Annotated in this window: 17 protein-coding genes; 12 read left to right on the forward strand and 5 right to left on the reverse strand. The window is 69.6% G+C overall.

The window, feature by feature from the left end; translation table 11 throughout:
• Together carB and Q0R13_RS21240 are read left to right on the forward strand one after the other, a co-directional pair.
• On the forward strand, positions 1–1,703 hold a 1,703-nt coding region (gene carB / locus Q0R13_RS21235; protein WP_293907721.1), incomplete at its 5' end, for a carbamoyl-phosphate synthase large subunit.
• 257 nt (positions 1,704–1,960) lie between these two features.
• Positions 1,961–2,134 (forward strand): hypothetical protein, encoded by a 174-nt coding sequence (locus Q0R13_RS21240; RefSeq protein WP_293907723.1) that lies wholly within the window; start codon positions 1,961–1,963, stop codon positions 2,132–2,134.
• A 4-nt stretch (positions 2,135–2,138) separates the two neighbouring features.
• Here Q0R13_RS21240 and Q0R13_RS21245 read toward each other — a convergent pair whose 3' ends face one another.
• Positions 2,139–2,654, reverse strand: a complete 516-nt coding sequence (locus Q0R13_RS21245; protein WP_293907725.1) for a GNAT family N-acetyltransferase — start codon at positions 2,652–2,654, stop codon at positions 2,139–2,141.
• A 272-nt stretch (positions 2,655–2,926) separates the two neighbouring features.
• Between Q0R13_RS21245 and Q0R13_RS21250 the strand changes: the two genes are divergently transcribed.
• Positions 2,927–3,715 (forward strand): glucose 1-dehydrogenase, encoded by a 789-nt coding sequence (locus tag Q0R13_RS21250; protein ID WP_293907727.1) that lies wholly within the window; start codon positions 2,927–2,929, stop codon positions 3,713–3,715.
• Here Q0R13_RS21250 and Q0R13_RS21255 read toward each other — a convergent pair.
• Genes Q0R13_RS21255 through Q0R13_RS21265 form a run of 3 tightly spaced genes read right to left on the reverse strand, consistent with a single transcriptional unit; the run spans position 3,702 to position 7,359 of the window.
• A complete protein-coding gene (locus Q0R13_RS21255; protein WP_293907729.1) occupies positions 3,702–3,839 on the reverse strand; it encodes a hypothetical protein in 138 nt (45 codons plus the stop codon). The two genes, Q0R13_RS21250 and Q0R13_RS21255, sit on opposite strands and share 14 nt — an antisense overlap.
• The gene (locus Q0R13_RS21260) at positions 3,823–6,687 is read right to left on the reverse strand and encodes a PAS domain S-box protein (RefSeq protein WP_293907731.1); all 2,865 of its coding nucleotides are present in this window, start codon (positions 6,685–6,687) and stop codon (positions 3,823–3,825) included. The genes Q0R13_RS21255 and Q0R13_RS21260 overlap by 17 nt, the downstream gene beginning before the upstream one ends.
• 60 nt (positions 6,688–6,747) lie before the next feature.
• Positions 6,748–7,359 (reverse strand): glutathione S-transferase family protein, encoded by a 612-nt coding sequence (locus Q0R13_RS21265; RefSeq protein WP_293907733.1) that lies wholly within the window; start codon positions 7,357–7,359, stop codon positions 6,748–6,750.
• A gap of 159 nt (positions 7,360–7,518) precedes the next feature.
• Between Q0R13_RS21265 and Q0R13_RS21270 the strand changes: the two genes are divergently transcribed.
• The 3 genes from Q0R13_RS21270 to Q0R13_RS21280 are packed head-to-tail and all read left to right on the forward strand — an operon-like array spanning position 7,519 to position 9,630.
• Positions 7,519–8,019, forward strand: a complete 501-nt coding sequence (locus tag Q0R13_RS21270; RefSeq protein ID WP_293907735.1) for an ATP-binding protein — start codon at positions 7,519–7,521, stop codon at positions 8,017–8,019.
• Between the two features lie 28 nt (positions 8,020–8,047).
• On the forward strand, positions 8,048–8,668 hold the full coding sequence (locus Q0R13_RS21275) for a carboxymuconolactone decarboxylase family protein (protein ID WP_293907737.1): 621 nt from the start codon (positions 8,048–8,050) through the stop codon (positions 8,666–8,668).
• Entirely contained in the window at positions 8,665–9,630 is a 966-nt protein-coding gene (locus tag Q0R13_RS21280; protein ID WP_293907739.1) for a zinc-binding dehydrogenase, read from the forward strand. The genes Q0R13_RS21275 and Q0R13_RS21280 overlap by 4 nt, the downstream gene beginning before the upstream one ends.
• Positions 9,631–9,757: 127 nt before the next feature.
• Here the strand turns inward: Q0R13_RS21280 and Q0R13_RS21285 are convergent, their stop codons facing one another.
• The gene (locus Q0R13_RS21285) at positions 9,758–10,390 is read right to left on the reverse strand and encodes a glutathione S-transferase family protein (protein ID WP_293907740.1); all 633 of its coding nucleotides are present in this window, start codon (positions 10,388–10,390) and stop codon (positions 9,758–9,760) included.
• 213 nt (positions 10,391–10,603) lie between these two features.
• Here Q0R13_RS21285 and Q0R13_RS21290 point away from each other — a divergent pair, with 213 nt between their 5' ends.
• The 6 genes from Q0R13_RS21290 (at position 10,604) to Q0R13_RS21315 (ending at position 17,303) form a co-directional block, all read left to right on the forward strand.
• Positions 10,604–10,816: a hypothetical protein gene (locus Q0R13_RS21290; RefSeq protein ID WP_293907741.1), complete on the forward strand. Its 213-nt coding sequence runs from the start codon at positions 10,604–10,606 to the stop codon at positions 10,814–10,816.
• Between the two features lie 158 nt (positions 10,817–10,974).
• Entirely contained in the window at positions 10,975–11,658 is a 684-nt protein-coding gene (locus tag Q0R13_RS21295) for a response regulator transcription factor (protein WP_293907742.1), read from the forward strand.
• Positions 11,655–12,956, forward strand: a complete 1,302-nt coding sequence (locus Q0R13_RS21300; RefSeq protein WP_293907744.1) for a HAMP domain-containing sensor histidine kinase — start codon at positions 11,655–11,657, stop codon at positions 12,954–12,956. The genes Q0R13_RS21295 and Q0R13_RS21300 overlap by 4 nt, the downstream gene beginning before the upstream one ends.
• A 91-nt stretch (positions 12,957–13,047) precedes the next feature.
• The gene (greA, locus tag Q0R13_RS21305) at positions 13,048–13,521 is read left to right on the forward strand and encodes a transcription elongation factor GreA (RefSeq protein ID WP_293907746.1); all 474 of its coding nucleotides are present in this window, start codon (positions 13,048–13,050) and stop codon (positions 13,519–13,521) included.
• Positions 13,522–13,531: 10 nt separating this feature from the next.
• Positions 13,532–14,503: a mitochondrial fission ELM1 family protein gene (locus Q0R13_RS21310; RefSeq protein WP_293907748.1), complete on the forward strand. Its 972-nt coding sequence runs from the start codon at positions 13,532–13,534 to the stop codon at positions 14,501–14,503.
• Positions 14,504–14,633: 130 nt separating this feature from the next.
• On the forward strand, positions 14,634–17,303 hold the full coding sequence (locus Q0R13_RS21315; RefSeq protein ID WP_293907750.1) for a calcium-binding protein: 2,670 nt from the start codon (positions 14,634–14,636) through the stop codon (positions 17,301–17,303).
• Positions 17,304–17,486 lie beyond the last annotated feature (183 nt).

Raw genomic sequence — 17,486 nt, forward strand, 5'->3', positions numbered from 1 at the left:
ACACCTGCGCCGGCGAGTTCCGAGCCGAGACTCCGTACATGTACTCGACCTACGAGAGCGGGGCCCTGGGCCAGCAGCCGGACTGCGAGAGCGACCCGTCCAGCCGCCAGAAGGCCATCATCCTGGGCGGCGGCCCGAACCGCATCGGCCAGGGGATCGAGTTCGACTACTGCTGCTGCCACGCGGCCTTCGCGCTCGATGAGATCGGCGTCGAGTCGATCATGGTGAACTGCAACCCCGAGACCGTCTCCACCGACTACGACACCTCCGACCGGCTCTACTTCGAACCGCTGACCGCCGAGGACGTGCTGGAGTTGATCGAGGTCGAGCAGCGCAACGGGACCCTGCTGGGCGTGATCGTGCAGTTCGGCGGCCAGACGCCGCTGAAGCTGGCCCAGCCGCTTGAGGATGCCGGCATCCCGATCCTGGGCACCACCCCCGACGCCATCGACCTGGCCGAGGACCGCGAGCGGTTCCAGCAGCTGCTGCACCGCCTCGGCATCGCCCAGCCGATCAACGGCATCGCCCGCTCCCGCGACGAGGCCTTCGCCGCCGCCCACAAGGTGGGCTACCCGGTGGTGATCCGCCCCTCCTACGTTCTGGGCGGCCGGGCCATGGAGATCGTCCGCGATGACGAGCAGCTCCAGCGCTACATCACCACCGCCGTGCAGGTCTCCGGCGACAGCCCGGTGCTGATCGACCAGTACCTGAGCCGCGCCACCGAGGTGGACGTCGACGCGCTCTGCGACCGCTCCGGCGCGGTCTATGTGGCCGGGGTGATGGAGCACATCGAGGAGGCTGGGGTGCACTCGGGCGACTCGGCCTGTTCACTGCCACCCTTCTCGCTGAAGCCCGACACCATCGCCGAGCTGAAGCGCCAGACCGAGGCGATGGCCCGCGCGCTGGAAGTCCGCGGCTTGATGAACGTGCAGTTCGCTATCGAGGAGCCGCAGTCGGCGAATCCGCGGATCTTCGTGCTCGAGGTCAACCCGCGCGCCAGCCGCACCGTGCCCTTCGTGGCCAAGACCATCGGTAAGCCCGTCGCCGCCATCGCCGCCAAGCTGATGGCCGGCCGGCTGCTGTCCGAGTTCGACCTGACCGAGAAGCCCTTCGACCACGTCGCGGTGAAGGAGGCGGTGTTCCCCTTCGCGAGGTTCGCCGGCGTCGACACCATCCTGGGCCCGGAGATGCGCTCGACCGGCGAGGTCATGGGCCTGGACTGGATCCGCCTCGGCGAGGCCACCGCCGGCCCGGCCTTCGCGCGGGCCTTCGCCAAGGCGCAGCTGGGCGGCGGCACCGTGCTCCCCGCCAAGGGCTGCCTGTTCGTCTCGGTGCGGGACGCCGACAAGGACTGGATCGCCGAGCCGGTGCGCCTGATGATCGCCCAGGGCTTCAGGGTCCTGGCCACCTCCGGCACCGCCGCCTACCTGGCCGGCCAGGGCCTGAAGGTGGAACTGGTGAAGAAGGTGCTGGAGGGCCGGCCGCACATCGTCGACGCCATGAAGAACGGCGACGTGCAGATCGTCTTCAACACCACCGAGGGCAAGCAGTCGCTGCAGGACAGCTTCGCGATCCGCCGCACCTGTCTGATGATGAAGATCCCCTACTTCACCACCACGCCCGCGGCCCTGGCAGCCGCCCAGGCCATCGCCGCGGTCGCCGAGGGTCCGCTGGAGGTGCGACCGCTGCAGAGCTACGCCTGAGGCCGCTTCAACGCACACTGCGCGAACGTCGCGGGGCGTCCGGACATTACCGCCCGAGCTTGACGATTGACCGGCTCGCGTCGCGGGCGCAGGCTGGTCGCATCGCCTGACTGAGACAGGCGGCAAGGGCACGCCCCGGCGGCCTTATATCCGGCTCCTCACTTGAGGGGAGCGACCTTCCCGGGGACGCCCCTGGCGTCTGCCGCAGCCTGGCGCGGAGCCTTCAAGACTCCACAACAGACTTGCGAGGAAGCGTCATGCGTACTGAGCCGCATACCGGGGACGTCCGGCATCACAAGCCCAAGCACCTGGCCGAGAAGTTCGAGGGCATGGTGGGGATCATCATGGTCGCCGCGATCGTCCTGCTGGCCGTCGGCCTGATCTACGGCATCCTGATCACCGGCAGCCCCGACCCGAAGTGGATGCAGTAGGGCCTCAAAGGCTCAGCTCCAGCACCAGGTCGTCACAGGTGCTGGCGCCCACCTGGAACGTCCGCACGCCGGCCTGGGTGAACCCTAGGCGGGCATAGAAGGCCTGCGCCGAGCTGTTCTGGTCGTGCACGGCGAGCAGCATCCGCCGCGCCCCGGCCGCCCTGGCCCGGTCCAGGGCCGTCGCCATCAGTCGCGCCCCCACGCCGCCGCCCTGGAACCGGGACAGCAGGTAGATCCGCTTGATCTCCAGATCGCCTGGTTCGCGCGCCACCGGCAGGTCGGCCGGGCACAGCATCACATAGCCCACCACCGTCCCGGTTGCTCCGACCTCGGCGACCCACACGCTGTGATCCGGCCGCGCCAGCCAGGCGGCGTAGCGCTCCGCCCCATGCTCACGGGCGCAGTGGGCCACGATGTCCGATCCTGGCAGGACGGTGGCATAGGTCTCCAGAAACGTCGCCTGCCCCACTTGAGCGAGGGCGGCCGCGTCGGTCGGGATGCAGGGGCGGATGTGGATCAAAATCCTCCCCCAGCGCAAAGCGCGATCAGGGGGAGGTGGATCGCGGCGCGCAGCGCCCTGGCTCGATCCTTGGTGACGCGCGACCCATCCATGGCGCGACCCTAGCAAATCCGCGGCCCCGGTGAAGCCTGCCGGCAGCGGCCCGCGGAGTGGCCTGCAACCCCCTCCGTCTCGGCGCGCGACGCGCCGATCCACCTCCCCCTGATCGCGCTTCGCGCTGGGGGAGGATTGAGGTACGGCTGCACCTAATCAACGATAAGGAGGAGACCCCCATGGCGGGACGGGTGAGCGGCAAGGTGGCCCTGGTCACCGGCGGGGCCAGCGGCATCGGGCGCGGCTGTTGCGAGAAGCTGGCGGCGGAGGGGGCGTTCGTCGTCGTCACCGACATCCAGGACCACCTCGGCGTCGAGGTGGTGGCCGGGATCAAGAAGGCCGGTGGCCAAGCCGAATACGTGCATCACGACGTCACCGACGAGGACGTCTGGGCCGAGGTCATCGCCGGGATCGCTGCGCGGCACGGTCGGCTGGACTTCCTGGTCAACAACGCCGGCATCGGCATCGGCGGCTCGATCCTGGACATGACCCTGGTCAACTGGCGCCGCCAGACCGCGATCAACCTGGACGGCGTGTTCCTGGGCGTGAAGCACTCGATCCCGCTGATGCGGATTTCCGGCGACGGCGGCAGCATCGTCAACATCTCCTCGGTTGCGGGGCTGAAGGGCTCGGCGAACCTGGCCGGCTACTGCGCCACCAAGGGCGGGGTGCGGCTGTTCACCAAGGCCGTGGCCATGGAGTGCGCCAACGCCAAGGACGGCATCCGGGTGAACTCGGTCCACCCGGGCCTGATCGAGACGCCGATCTGGCTGACGGTCACCGCCGCCCTGAACCCGGGCTCCAATGCCGCGCCGGACCTCGACACCATGTCGCTGGCCATGGTGCCGCTGGGCGTGAAGGGCCTGCCGGAGGACATCGCCAACGGGGTGCTGTGGCTGTGCTCGTCCGAGAGCCGCTATGTCACCGGCCAGGAGCTGGTGATCGACGGCGGCCTTACGGTGCGGTGATGGCGGCGCCGGCCCTCGCCGATCGGTGAACCAGTCGGCCGACGCGCGCGATCAGTTCGAGGACCATCGGGTCGTCCTCGACGACGAGCACGCGGCGTCCGGCCAGGTCACGCCCGAATTGCATGGCCGCCGCCCGTCTGGTCTTCAGCGCCGAACCATCGTGTCGCGCGGACCAGCGCCAGGATCATGTCCGACGCCGCAATCGGCTTGGCGATGACGCCATCGAAGCCGTTGAGTTCGCGCGATGCAGCGTCGGCGACCCCGGCTGTGAACGCCAGGATAGGAACGTCCTGGTTGGGCCCGTCCTGGCCCCGAATCCGCGCCAGCGCCGCGACGCCGTCCAGCCCGGGCATGCGAAGGTCGAGCAGGATGACATCGAACGGCGCCTGGGCGGCGAAGGCGATGGCCTGCGCGCCGCCGTCCGCCGTTGTCACCTCGGCCCCCTGTCGCACGAGGTGAATGCGGGCCAGTTCGCGGTTTGCGGCATTGTCGTCGGCGATCAGCACCCGCACCCCCGACAGCAATATGCCGGGTTCGGAGACGGCCTCCGGGTCGATGGCGGCGACCATCGGCGCGCCGATCCGCACGCGGAAGGTCGATCCGCTTTCGGGCTGGCTGGTGACGGAGATTCCGCCGCCCATCGCCTCGGTCAGCGCCTTGCAGATCGCCAACCCCAGGCCCGTGCCGCCGTGGCGACGGGTCGCCGAGGCGTCGACCTGCGAGAACCTCTGGAACAGTTGCGCGCACTGGGTCGCGTTCATACCGGACCCGGTGTCCGCCACCTCGAAGCCCAGAACCTCACTGTTCCGGTCGTAGGCCATGCGCAGGCTCACCACGCCCTGGTCGGTGAACTTGATGGCGTTGCCGAGCAGGTTGAAGAGCACCTGCCGCAGCCGGTCCGGATCGATCAGCACGAGGGCTGGCGCGGGCGGTCCCGCGTCGAACGCCAGCCGGAGCGACTTGGCCTCGGCCTGCGGGGCGAACATCGCCAGGGCGTCCTGGGCCAGCTCGGCGATCGCGACGGGCCGGGGCGAGATCGTCATCTGGCCCGCTTCCAGCTTCGAGAAGTCCAGGACATCGTCCACGATGACGAGCAGGGCCTTGCTCGCCCCGCTGACCCGCTTGACCTGCTGCACCGCGGTTTCCGGCAGGTCCGAGCGCGCCGAGAGCAGGCTCGAGAAGCCGATGATGGCGGTCAGGGGCGTGCGGATCTCGTGGCTCATGTTCGCCAGAAAATCCGATTTGACCGCGGTCGCCGCCACCGCGGCGTCCCGGGCGGCCGCAAGCTCCGCCTCCATGGCCTTGCGCCGGGTGGCGTCGCGCACAACGTCCTGGAACTCTACAAGCGCACCACTGACCGGATCGAATACCGCCCGCGGGTTGGCCTCCAGCCAGACCACGGTCCCGTCCTTTCGGAAGGCCCGATACTCGTATCTGACCGGCGCGGCGTTCGGGCCGCCGGCCACATAGGCGGCCAGGACCGCGATCGTCGGCTTCACGTCGTCGGGATGCATGAACTGCGTGGGAGACTTGCCGACCAGCTCCTCCGGCGCGTAGCCGAGCACGAACGAGACCGCCGGCGACACGTAGGTGAAACAACCGCCCGGCTTGTAACTTGCGATAATGTCGCGGGCGTTTTCGGCGAACAGGCGGTAGCGGGCCTCGCTCTCGGCCCGGGCGAATTCCGCTTCCTTGCGCTCGGTTACGTCCCGGAAGATGCTGATAGACGCCCGGACAACGCCATCGTCGTCCCGCACGATGGTGGGGTTGCCCTGGATCCAGCGATAGGCGCCATCCTTGGTCCGCATCCGGCATTCGCGGGCCAGGCCGCGGTCGGACGCCCGGCCGCTGAAGTTGTCTCGCATCGCCGCGCCGACCGCTTCGAGGTCGTCCGGATGGACGAAGTCCGCCACGTTCGCACCGATGATATCGCCAGGCTCATACCCGAACGCCCGGCAGGCCGGCGAGACCTCCAGCGCCACACCGGCGCTGTCCAGCCGGATGATCATGTCCGTGGCATTCTCCATCAGGTGTCGCGCCCTGGCTTCGCTGGCCCGCAGATTGGCGTCGGCGAGCTTGAGCACGGTCACGTCCTGGAAGGTGCCGAACAGGCCCACGATGGCGCCCGCCTCGCGCCGGCATGCCCCGCGGGCGATGACGTGCCGCACTTCGCCGCCCGGGCGGACGACCCGCGCGTGCGCTTCGAAGTCCTCGCCGAAAGCCACCGCGCGTTGGACGTAACCCGCCAGCACCGGCGCGTCCTCGGGATGGTAGCAGGCCAGCGCGCCGTCGAGTTCCGGCGACTCACTCGCGGCGCCCAACCCGTGAATCCGATAGACTTCCTCCGACCATGTCGTGCGGTTGGTCGCCACATCCAGGCCCCAGGTGCCGACCCCGGCCATACGCTCGGCAAGTCCGAGCAGCTCCAGGCGCTCCTGGGCGACGGCGGCAATGCGCTCGCGCTCACGCGCCGCCATTCGAAGAATGAGCGCCTGCATGACGCTGGCCGCGAGCGCCTGCAGCTTGTTGGCCTGCGCCCGGCAGAATGTGTCTCGCGGCTTGGTGTCGATGACGCACAGGGTCCCGAGACGGTAGCCTTCCGGAGTGATCAGCGGGGCGCCGGCGTAGAAGCGGATGAAAGGCGGTCCCAGCACCAGTGGATTGTCCGCGAACCGGTCATCCACGAGCGCATCGAGTACGACGAGCGTGGCGTCCGCCTGGATCGCGTACCGGCAGAATGAGATGTCGCGATCGGTATGATCCACATCCAGGCCGATGCACGACTTGAACCATTGGCGCTCCCGATCGACGAGCGAGATCAGGGCGATGGGCGTATCGAACGAGAGTGCGGCGAGTTCGGTCAGGCTGTCGAACAGCGGCTCGATCCCGGTATCCAGGATCTCGAGACCGTCCAGCGCGGCGAGGCGCTCAAGCTCCAGGCGATCTTCCGGGGTCGTGGGCGCCTGGCTCATTTTTCATGAGGTACGCAGGCCCGTTGAAGATTCCTCTAACAGGGCCGGATGGTCGGTGGCTCAAGGTGCGGCAAACGCCCGCGCGGCCGCGCCGTACCCGGGGCGTTCGCGCATTCGGTCGCGGTGGGCGGCGAGGCGAGGCGCCACGTCCTTGCCCAGCGCGCCCTGCCACATGCCGAGCGAGGTGGAGACGGCGATATCGGCCAGGGTGAGGCTGTCGCCGACAAAAAAGTCGCCCTCGCCCAGCAGGCCGTCGACATAGTCCAGCATGTCGGCGACGCGCGCCTCGCAGAAGCCGTTGGTCCAGTTGACCTTATCTGCGTCCGGGGCGGCGAACTTCGTGCCCATCAGGGGGTTCATCAGCCCGCCCAGGCTGGCCTCGGCGCCCACGGTCAATTGCAGCACCCGCGCCAGGGCCGCGGGCTCGGCCGGCAGCAGCGGCGTCGGGCCATAGCGCTGGGCGAGGTACAGCATCTGGGCCACAGACTCGCCGATCGCGACGCCACCCTCGTCCTCCAGGAACGGGACCGAGCCCGGCGGATATTTGGCGCGGTACTCGGGCGGTGGCGGGAACTCGAAGCCCACCGCCTGATAGGCCAGCCCCATCTCCTCGCACTGCCAGACCACCCGCAGGCCACGCACGCCGCGGCTGAAATTGTGGATCGTGATCATCGCCGGCCCCTTCCGTTCAGCGCGCCGCCCAGCCGGCGGCCGACCCGCAGATCGATTTCGCAGATCGGCATGCTCGACCCTTCGAGACCGGGCCGTAGCCGTCAACCCACATCGACGGCCACAATCGACGGCCCGGGACCGATCCGCTATGCGGGACCCATGGCTGCGACCCTCAACGTGATCTTCGGGCCCTCCGGCGCCGGCAAGACGACCTACGCCCACAGCTTCGCCCGGCGGGAGAAGGCCGTCGCCTTCATCCTCGACGAGTGGATGGCGCGCCTGTTCGCCCCCGACATGCCCGAACCCATCGAGTACGAGTGGATGATCGATCGGGTGCAGCGCTGCGAGGCGCAGATCTGGTCCGTGGCCGCCGGCTGCCTGGCCGCCGGGACGTCGGTGATCCTGGACATCGGCCTGATGCGCCGCGCCGACCGCGACCGGGTGCGCGAGATCGCCGAGGCCACCGAGCTGCCGCTGCAGTTCCACTTCGTCACCGCCAGCGCCGAGGCCCGCCGCGCGCGGGTGGCCGAACGCAACGTGGTCAAGGGCGAGAACTTCGCCATCGAGGTGACGCCGGAACTCTTCGACTTCATCGAGGGCGTCTTCGAACCCCCCGAGCCATCGGAACTGCAAGGCGCCATCATCAGCGAGAGCGCCTGACAAGACGGCGCCATGGGCGGGGGGCATCATGCGGACGGCGATAATCCTGGCGGGACTGCTGATGGCGACCAGCGCAAGCGCGAAGGACCGGTTCCCGGTGCTCACCCCCGAGCAGATGACCCCGGCCCAGAAAGCTCTGGCCGACGCGATCCAGGCCGGCCCGCGCAAGACCCTGAACGGTCCCTTCAACGCCTGGCTGCGCAGTCCCGCCATGGGCGACCGGATGCAGCAGCTGGGCGAGCAGATCCGCTTCCATTCCAGCGTGCCGCGCAAGCTGAACGAGTTCGCGATCCTGATCACCGCGCGGGCCTGGAACGCCAGTTACGAGTGGTACGCCCACTACCCGCTGGCGCTGCAGGCCGGGCTGGAGCCGGCGGTGGCGGCCGATCTGGCCCAGGGCCGCCGCCCGCGCGGCATGACGCCGGATGAGGCGGCGGTCTACGACTTCGCCACCGAGTTGCGACGGGACCGGAAGGTCGGCGACGCGACCTTCGCCGCGGTCCAGACGCTGCTGGGCGACCAGGGGGTGATCGATCTGATCGCGGTCAACGGCTACTACGACATGGTCTCGATGACCCTGAACGTCGCCCAGGTCCCGACCCCGGACGGCGGCGCGCTGCCCCTTCCGAACCTGGAGGCCGGCAAATGAGGGCGGTCGTCGTCACCGACAAAGGGCCGGCGCTGAGCGACATCCCGCGGCCCGAGGCCCGCGCCGGCCAGGTGCTGGTGCGCGTCCACGCCAATGCGCTGAACCGCGCCGACCTGGCCATGGCCGCCGGCCACCTGCACGGCGCGCGCGGCGGGCTGGGCGCAATGCTCGGCCTGGAGTGGGCGGGCGAGATCGCCGAGCTCGGCCCGGGCGTGAGCGGCTTCAGCGCCGGCGACCGGGTGATGGGCAGCGGCGGCTTCGCCGACTATGTGGCCGTCCCGGTGGCCCAGGTGCTGCGTATCCCCGACGCCAACCTGAGCTTCGAGGAGGCCGCCTGCTTTCCGGTAGCGCTGCGGACCATGCACAACGCCATCGTCACGGTCGGCGCGATGCAGCCGGGCGAGAGCGTGCTGATCCAGGGGGCTTCCAGCGGGGTCGGCCTCCTGGGGATGCAGATCGCGCGGCAGCTGGGCGCGGCCCAGGTGATCGGCTCGTCCACCAACCCGGCCCGCCGCGCCCGCCTCACCGAGTTCGGCGCGGACCTGGCCATCGACACCGGCGACCCGCACTGGGTGCAGGCGGTGCTGGACGCCACCGGCGGCAAGGGCGTGGACCTGATCGTCGACCAGATCTCCGGCCCGCTGGTGACCCCCAACATGCGCGCCGCCCGGGTGCTGGGGCGGATCGTCAACGTCGGCCGGCTGGGCGGCCAGAAGACCGAGTTCGACGCCGACCTGCACGCCCTGCGCCGCATCGCCTACACCGGCGTCACCTTCCGCACCCGCACCCCCGAGGAGGTCGCCGAGATCAACCGCGCCATGCTCGAAGACCTCGGCCCGGCCCTGGCGCACCGCGCCTTCGCCATGCCGATCGACAGCGTCTTCCCCCTGGAGTCCTTCGCCGAGGCCCTGGCCAAGATGAAGGCCAATCAACACTTCGGAAAGATCGTGCTGCGGCACTGAGACGGATTCGCACGGCAGCCGGGTTTGCAGGGACCAACCCTCGAGATCGTCATGGGCGGGCCTTGTCCCGGCCATGACGATCGAAGGTAGGGGATAGACCCTCGACTCCGATAGCGACCGCCCGCCGCTAAACCGGCGGGGCGAACAGTTGGGCGGGCCAGGTGGCGTCGGCGGCGCGGTGGTAGGCGGGGCGCTGGGTCAGGCGGGCGTTGTAGTCCACCAGGGTCGGGTGTTCGGGGAGGATCTTGCGGTACAGCAGGAACGAGATGTTGCCGCCCAGCACCACGTCGGCGGCGCTGAACCGGTCGCCAAGCAGCCACCGGCGGCTCGCCAGCACCGCGGTCAGCACGGCCACCATGTCGTCATAGGTCCCGAAGCTCATATCGAGGCCCGGCAGGTCGATCTGCTGCCCGTGCAGGGAGGCCACCGGGTCCACCACCGCGGTCGAATAGACCATCCACTTCAGATAGGCCCCACGGTCGGGGGCGTCGATCTTCGGCGCCAGGGCGCCGTAGCTGTAGCGGTCGGCCAGGTAGATGCCGATGGCCGGGTTCTCGCTGACCACCACCTTGCCGTCGGTCAGGGTCGGGACCTTTCCGGAGGGATTGAGCTTCAGGTATTCCGGCTTCTTCTGCTCGCCCTTGCGGATGTCGACGATCTTCACGTCGAACGGGACGCCGACCTCCTCCAGCATCCAGTAGGCGACGAACGCCCGGCTGGCCGGCGAGTGATAGAGGGTGATCCCGCGTTTGGCGGCCATGGGGGAACTCCTGGACTGGGCCCTAAGCTAGGGCCGCGGACGGCCGCGGCAAGACGGCGTGACGGGCGATTTCGCCAGGCCCTGCGCGCATCGGCCGGTGTCCACGGCGCCTGAACCTTACAAATTTGCGAGACCGCCGTCAGACGGGGTCCAGTCCGCGGCCGCCAGATATGCCCGCGTCGCGACGGCGACGTGACGGGAACCTCTTGGACTATGCGCGGACTTCTGATCGCCTCGACCCTGGTGCTGGCGCTGGCGGGTGGCCCGGCCGCCCTGGCCCACAAGCACGCCAAGGCCGCGCAGGCGGCCGACGCATCGCCTTCGACAACGGCGTCGAAGTCCGCCGACTGCACCCGGCAATGGAATGCCGAACTGTCACACAACCAGCCAAGGAAGGCCTTCATGGCAGCTTGCAAGAAGGCCTGATCCCACAGAGTTTCTCTTGGTCGCGCCGGCCTTTGCGTTTGTCGCGGCGGGACCAAGGGGGGCGGCGGCGGGCGTTTCGCGTCCCCCATCCGGGCGCCCGCCGCTTTTCCGTCCCGAAGCTGGCCCATCCGGTCCAGCTTGGAGAATTGGAGCCGCCCATGGGCGCGAAGATCCTGGTCGTCGAGGATGACGGGGGAACCGCCGAGACCCTGCTGAACGGGCTGCGCCAGGAGGGCTATACCGTCGAGCATGTGGCCGACGGCCGCGACGCGCTGTACCTGGCCAGCTCCGCCGACTTCGACGCCGTGATCATGGACCGCATGCTGCCGGGCATGGACGGGCTGTCGGTGGTCAAGGCGCTCAGGGCCGCCGAGGTCCATACCCCGCTGCTGATCCTCTCGGCCCTGGGCCAGCTGGACGAGCGGGTGAAGGGCCTACGGGCCGGCGGCGACGACTACCTGGCCAAGCCGTTCGCCTTTTCCGAGCTCTCCGCGCGGCTGGCCGCCATGCTGCGCCGGCCCGCGGCCCGCCAGGAGACCGTCGCGATGAGCTGCGGCGACCTGGAGATGGACCTGCTGAAGCGCCGCGTCACCCGGGCCGGCCGCCGGCTCGACCTGCTGCCGCGCGAGTTCAAGCTGCTGGAACACCTGCTGCGCCACAAGGACCGGGTGGTCACCCGCACCATGATGCTGGAGGACCTCTGGGACTATCGCTTCGACCCCCACACCAGCCTGATCGACACCCACATCAGCCGGCTGCGCAAGAAGATCGATGACGGCTTCGCCACCCCGCTGCTGCACACCGTCCGCGGTTCCGGCTACCGGCTTTCCGAACGGCCGTGAGGCTTAAGCCCTGGATCTGGCCCGCGGCGGCCTCGGCGGTGGCGTTAGCGGCGGTGGTGCTGGGGCTGCTGCTGGTCGATCGGCTGGGCGAGCGGGCGATCGCGCGCCAGCAGGCGGCCATGGCCGTGGCGTCGCGGGACTATTTCGTCGCCTTCGCCCAGGACGAGGGGATCGGCAGCCTGGCCGCCACCCTCAACCGCTATGCCCGCGTCGGATCGGCCGACGGCTTTCGCTATGCGTTGGAGGACAGCCAGGGCCACATCATCGCCGGCGCCGACGTGGTGCGCGAGCCCCGCCCGCACTGGCGGGTGATCGCCCAGCCGCTGGGGTCCGGCAACACCCTGATCGTCGCCGAGGACCTGCGGGCCCGCGACGCGCTGCGCAAGGCGGTGTTCCGCGGCTCGGCGCTGGCGATCGTGCTGACCGCCTTGGGCGCGGCGGCCGGCGGGTTCGGGCTGAACGCCATGCTGCTCCGTCGCACGCGCGCCATCGCCCACACCGCCGAGCGGATCGCCAGCGGCGACCTCTCCGCCCGCGCCCCGGTCCGGCCCAGGGGCGATGTGTTCGACGACCTGGGCGCCGCGCTGAACCACATGCTGACCCGGATCGAGGAGCTGATGATCGGCATGCGCACGGTCACCGACAGCATCGCCCACGACCTGCGCTCGCCCTTGACCCGGATGAAGGGCGCCCTGGTCCGCGCCGCCGATCCCGACGCCCCCGAGGCCGAGCGCATGGCCGCCCTGGACGAGGCCAACGCCCAGGCCGACTCGATGCTGGCCACGCTCAACGCCCTGCTGGACATCGCCCACGCCGAGTCCGGCCTCAGCCAGGAGAACATGCAGAACATCGACGTCGCAGGCCTGGTGCTGGGCATCGCCGACCTGTTCAGTCCCGCGCTGGAGGACGCCGGCCAGGCCCTGGTGACGGAGGCCCCCAGCGTGCCGGTGCTGGCCCGCGCCCACCCGGCCCTGCTGCGCCAGGCGGTCGGCAACCTGCTGCACAACGCCGTCATCCACGCCGGGCGCGGGGCCACGGTGAAGGTCAAGGTCGAAGAAAGCGGCGTCGGGCGCGCCCGGATCTCGGTCTCCGACGACGGGCCGGGGGTGCCCAGCGAGCACCTGGGGCGGGTCCAGGAGCGGTTTGTGCGCCTGGAAGTGTCGCGAACGACGGCCGGCTCGGGATTGGGGCTTGCGCTCGTGGCGGCCTGCGCCAAGCTGCACGGTGGACGTCTCGTGTTGGGGGACAACCGGCCGGGTTTGGTGGCGGCGCTTGAATTGGCAGACCCACGCTCTTGATTTTTGCGCCGCACAATCCTAACATCTTCGCCCCCGCGACGCGCTCGCCCTCGGCCGGGTTGGGGATCACCAAGGCGAACTTCGAGTTATGATGGAAAAAGTTCCGATGACCGGCGAGGGCTACAAGGCCCTCGACGACGAACTGAAGCGTTTGAAGACGATTGAGCGGCCGGCTGTGATCGCCGCGATCGGCGAAGCGCGCCTACACGGCGACCTTTCAGAGAACGCCGAATACCATGCCGCCAAGGACCGGCAGGGCTGGATCGAAGGCCAGATCGCCGAGATCGAGGACAAGATGGCCCGTGCGCAGGTCATCGACGTGTCCAAGCTTTCCGGCAGCCAGATCAAGTTCGGCGCGACCGTCTCGGTCATCGACGAGGATACCGAGGAGGCGGCCCGCTACCAGATCGTCGGCGAGCACGAGGCCGATGTGAAACGCGGCCGCGTCTCGATCACCTCGCCGATCGCGCGTGCGATCATCGGCAAGGAGACCGGCGACGTGGTCGAGGTGATCACGCCCAGCGGCGCCAAGGCCTACGAGATCACCAAGGTGGAGTGGGTCTAATCCACTTCAGATGGCCGGCGGCGAGCGTCCTCTAAGGATCTGGGCCGTCTCCGACGGCCGGGCCGGCATCGAGGCCCAGGCCCTGGGCCTGGCCGAAGCCGTGGCGCGCCGCCGCCCGGCCCATATCGCGGTCAAGCGCATCGGCTGGCCGGCTGGGCTGGGTCGGCTCCCCTGGCCCCTGATCCCGCCCGGCGCCCGAACGGGCGACCCGATCGAAGCTCCCTACCCCGACATCTGGATCGCCGCCGGGCGCGCGACCCTGCCGCTGTCCACCCGCATGCTGGCCTGGAGCGGCGGCAAGACCTTCGTGGTCCAGACCCAGCATCCCCACGCGCCGCTGGACCGCTTCGACCTGGTTGTGCCGCCGCAGCATGACGGCCTGACCGGCCTGAATGTGTTCCCGATCCTGGGTGCGCCCAACCGGCTGAGCGCGGAGACGCTGGCCGTGGCGCTGGCGCGGTTCGAGCCCCGCATCGCGGCCCTGCCCCACCCGAGGGTCGCGGTGATCGTCGGCGGCCGCTCCAAGGCCCACCGCCTGCCGCCCGGCCACGCCCGCCGGCTGGCCGAGCAGATCGCCCAGGCCGTCACGGCGTCCGGGGGCGGCGTGCTGGTCAGCTACACCCGCCGCACGCCCGCGCTGGCCCGTGAGGCGATGACCCGCGTCCTGGCCGGCCTGCCCGGGATCGTCTGGGACGGGACCGGCGAGAACCCCTACTTCGCCTTCCTGGCGGCGGCCGATGCGATCCTGGTCACCGAGGACTCCACGAACCTCGCTACCGACGCCGCGGCCACCGGAAAGCCCGTGTTCGTGCTGCCGATGGCGGGGCGCAGCGCCAAGTTCGCGCGCTTCCACGCCGAGTTCGAGCGGCGCGGCCTGGCCCGGCCCTTTGTCGGGAACCTGACGGCCGCCGGGCAGCCGCCGCTGGCCGAAACCGACCGTGCGGCGGGCGAACTGTTGCGCCGATACGACGGACACGGCTGATCGCGGGGAAAAACTCAACCTAAAGCAATGGTTTCTTGCCGCATCTCCCCGGCTCGGTAACCTTAGTGAAGGAATTATCGGTAGCCTCCCGACCAGGGACACCAACTGATTCGTTTTTGGGGGCCGCACAGTGGCGATCTTTTTCTTCGACGACATGACGCCTGCGCAGGCGATGGCGTACAATCCGGCGGTCGATCAGATCGTCTTCAACGCCGCCGGGATCACCGCGGCGCAGGTGTCCGTCACCTTCGTGCCGTTCACGGCGACCTCGCCGGACTTCATCGTCCTGACCTCGCCGACCAAGTCGCTGACCTTCAACGACCCGGGCGGCTTCCGCGGCGAGACCGACGCGGTCTTCCCGGACAGCTCCCTGCTCTTCGCCGGCACGGTCGGCAACGACTCGCGGGACGGCACGTCGGGCGCGGACGGCATCTACGGCAGCGTGGGCAACGACACCATCGACGGCAAGGGCGGCGCGGATGTCCTGCAGGGCAACCAGGGCGAGGACTCGATCGTCGGCGGCTCGGGCGACGACGTCATCTACGGCGGCAAGGACAACGACACCATCCAGCTGGGGACCGGCTCGAACGCCGCGCTCCGCCAGTTCGCGCAGGGCAACCTGGGCGACGACACCATCACCGGCGGCAACCTGGGCGACCTGATCCTCGGCGGCCAGGGCAACGACAGCGTCGACGCCTCGGGCAGCACGCTGGGCGACTACGTTCTGGGCAACCTGGGCGACGACACCCTGCTGGGCTCGGCGACCTCCGACACGCTCGGCGGCCAGGACGGCGCCGACAGCATCACCGGCGGCGGCGGCAGCGACTCCCTCGACGGCGGCGACGGCAATGACGTCATCGTGGCGGGTGCGGGCTCCGACACCATCGACGCCGGCAACGGCGACGACACGGTCACGGCCTCGACCGGGCTGAACATCGTCACCGCGGGCGGCGGCAACGACAGCGTCACCGCGGGCTCCAACGCCGACAACATCGACGGCGGCGCGGGCAACGACACCATCCAGGCGGGCGCGGGCGCCAACACCGTGGTTGGCGGGCTCGGCGACGACAGCATCACGGCCGGCGGCGACAGCGACAACATCAGCGCTGGCGACGGCAACGACACCATCGTCGACGCGGGCGGCTTCAACACCATCTCGGCCGGTATCGGCGACGACATGGTCACGACCGGCGCCGGCGACGACACCGTGTCCCTGGGCGACGGCAACGACACCTATGTCAGCGGCGGCGGCAACGACACCGTCGACGGCGGCACCGGGAACAACACCATCTCGCTCGGCGGCGGCGGCGGGGTGATCACCACCAGCTCCGGCAACGACACCGTCAGCGGCGCGGCGGCGGCCACCACCTACGACACCGGGGCCGGGACCGACTCGGTCAGTTCGGGCGCCGGATCCGACGTCGTCAACCTGGGCGACGGCGACGACACCCTGACCGACACCGGCGGCAACAACACGGTCAGCGGCGGCGCGGGCTCCGACTCGATCACCACCGGCGCGGGCAACGACATCATCGACGGCGGCGAAGGCGACAACGTCATCAACGGCGCAGCCGGCAACAACAGCGTCACCTCCGGGAGCGGCAACGACACAATCACCACCACCGCCGGCAACGACACCCTGAACGGCGGGTCGGGCAACGACGTCATCAGCTCCGGCGGCGGCCTCGACATCCTGAACGGCGGGGCCGGCAACGACCTGCTGACCTTCACCGGCCGCGGCTCGGTGATCGCCGGCGACGACAACGACACCGTCGATGGCTCGGCCAGCACCGTCGACAGCATCGTCGACGGCGGCAACGGCAACGACATGATCACCCTGGGCTCGGGCGCCGACACCATCCTGGGCGGCGCCGGGGACGACAGCATCATCGGCGGCTCCGGCGACAACAACATCGCCGGCGGCGAGGGCGCCAACACCATCTCCGCCGGGGTCGGCAACGACACCATCAGCGGCGGATCGGGCGCCGACACCATCGTCACCGGCGACGGCAGCAACTCCGTCACCGCCGGGGAAGGCGCGAACTCGATCACCGGCGGGACCGGGGCCGACACCATCACCGCCGGCTCCGGCGCCGACACCATCGTCACCGGCGGCGGGAACAACGTCGTCACCGCCGGCGAAGGCGCCAACTCGATCACCGGCGGGACCGGCGACGACACCATCACCGCCGGTTCGGGCGCCGACACCATCATCACCGGCGACGGGAACAACTCCGTGGTCGGCGGCGAGGGCGCCAACTCGATCACCGGCGGGACCGGCGACGACACCATCACCGCCGGTTCAGGCACGGACACGGTGATCGGCGGCCTGGGCAACGACAACATCGACGGCGGCTCCGGGGCGAACTCCCTGGTGGGCGGCGTCGGAACCGATTCGATCACCGGCGGCGGCGGCAACGACACCATCGTCGGCGGGACCGGGGCGGACGTCCTGACCGGCGGCGCGGGGACCAACGTCTTCACTCAGGCCGACGGCGACAGCGGGGTGAGCGGCGCCGCCACGATCGACCACATCGCCGACTGGACGACGCTCGACCAGATCGATTTCTCGGGCGTAGCCGCGACCGGCGTGAACTATGCCGAGACAAGCGCCGCAACCTACGCCGCCGCCAAGACCGCGGCGGAGGCCCTTATGACCGGCGGCGTGATCTATGTATCGGTCGGGGTCGGCGCCGACGTGGTGGTGTTCTTCGACCAAGGGGGCAACGGCTCGGCGGACGAGGCGATCCTGCTCACCGGCAAGGCTCTCACCGACATCGCCTTCGGCAACATCATCTGACCTGAACCCTCGGGGTTCGGATCGGCGGGGCCGCCCTTCGGGGCGGCCCTTTGCTTTTGGAGCGCGTCGGTCCATTCCGGGGCGCGATTTCGCCTAGAGCCTTTCCGGTTCAAATGGAATCATTTGAACCGGACAAAAAGGCTCTAAATCAAAAGTTTAGAGCACGACGGGCGCTTGAACCGG

The sequence above is a fragment of the Phenylobacterium sp. genome, assembly GCF_025351295.1.
GTDB lineage: Bacteria > Pseudomonadota > Alphaproteobacteria > Caulobacterales > Caulobacteraceae > Phenylobacterium.

Coding starts and splice junctions, on each gene's coding strand:
- Q0R13_RS21260 (WP_293907731.1), bottom strand. CDS start 6,687: ATGAGCCAGGCGCCCACGACCCCGGAAGATCGCCTGGAGCTTGAGCGC.
- greA (WP_293907746.1), top strand. CDS start 13,048: ATGGAAAAAGTTCCGATGACCGGCGAGGGCTACAAGGCCCTCGACGAC.
- Q0R13_RS21275 (WP_293907737.1), top strand. CDS start 8,048: ATGCGGACGGCGATAATCCTGGCGGGACTGCTGATGGCGACCAGCGCA.
- Q0R13_RS21255 (WP_293907729.1), bottom strand. CDS start 3,839: ATGCAATTCGGGCGTGACCTGGCCGGACGCCGCGTGCTCGTCGTCGAG.
- Q0R13_RS21265 (WP_293907733.1), bottom strand. CDS start 7,359: ATGATCACGATCCACAATTTCAGCCGCGGCGTGCGTGGCCTGCGGGTG.
- Q0R13_RS21250 (WP_293907727.1), top strand. CDS start 2,927: ATGGCGGGACGGGTGAGCGGCAAGGTGGCCCTGGTCACCGGCGGGGCC.
- Q0R13_RS21310 (WP_293907748.1), top strand. CDS start 13,532: ATGGCCGGCGGCGAGCGTCCTCTAAGGATCTGGGCCGTCTCCGACGGC.
- Q0R13_RS21295 (WP_293907742.1), top strand. CDS start 10,975: ATGGGCGCGAAGATCCTGGTCGTCGAGGATGACGGGGGAACCGCCGAG.
- Q0R13_RS21280 (WP_293907739.1), top strand. CDS start 8,665: ATGAGGGCGGTCGTCGTCACCGACAAAGGGCCGGCGCTGAGCGACATC.
- Q0R13_RS21285 (WP_293907740.1), bottom strand. CDS start 10,390: ATGGCCGCCAAACGCGGGATCACCCTCTATCACTCGCCGGCCAGCCGG.
- Q0R13_RS21240 (WP_293907723.1), top strand. CDS start 1,961: ATGCGTACTGAGCCGCATACCGGGGACGTCCGGCATCACAAGCCCAAG.
- Q0R13_RS21270 (WP_293907735.1), top strand. CDS start 7,519: ATGGCTGCGACCCTCAACGTGATCTTCGGGCCCTCCGGCGCCGGCAAG.
- Q0R13_RS21290 (WP_293907741.1), top strand. CDS start 10,604: ATGCGCGGACTTCTGATCGCCTCGACCCTGGTGCTGGCGCTGGCGGGT.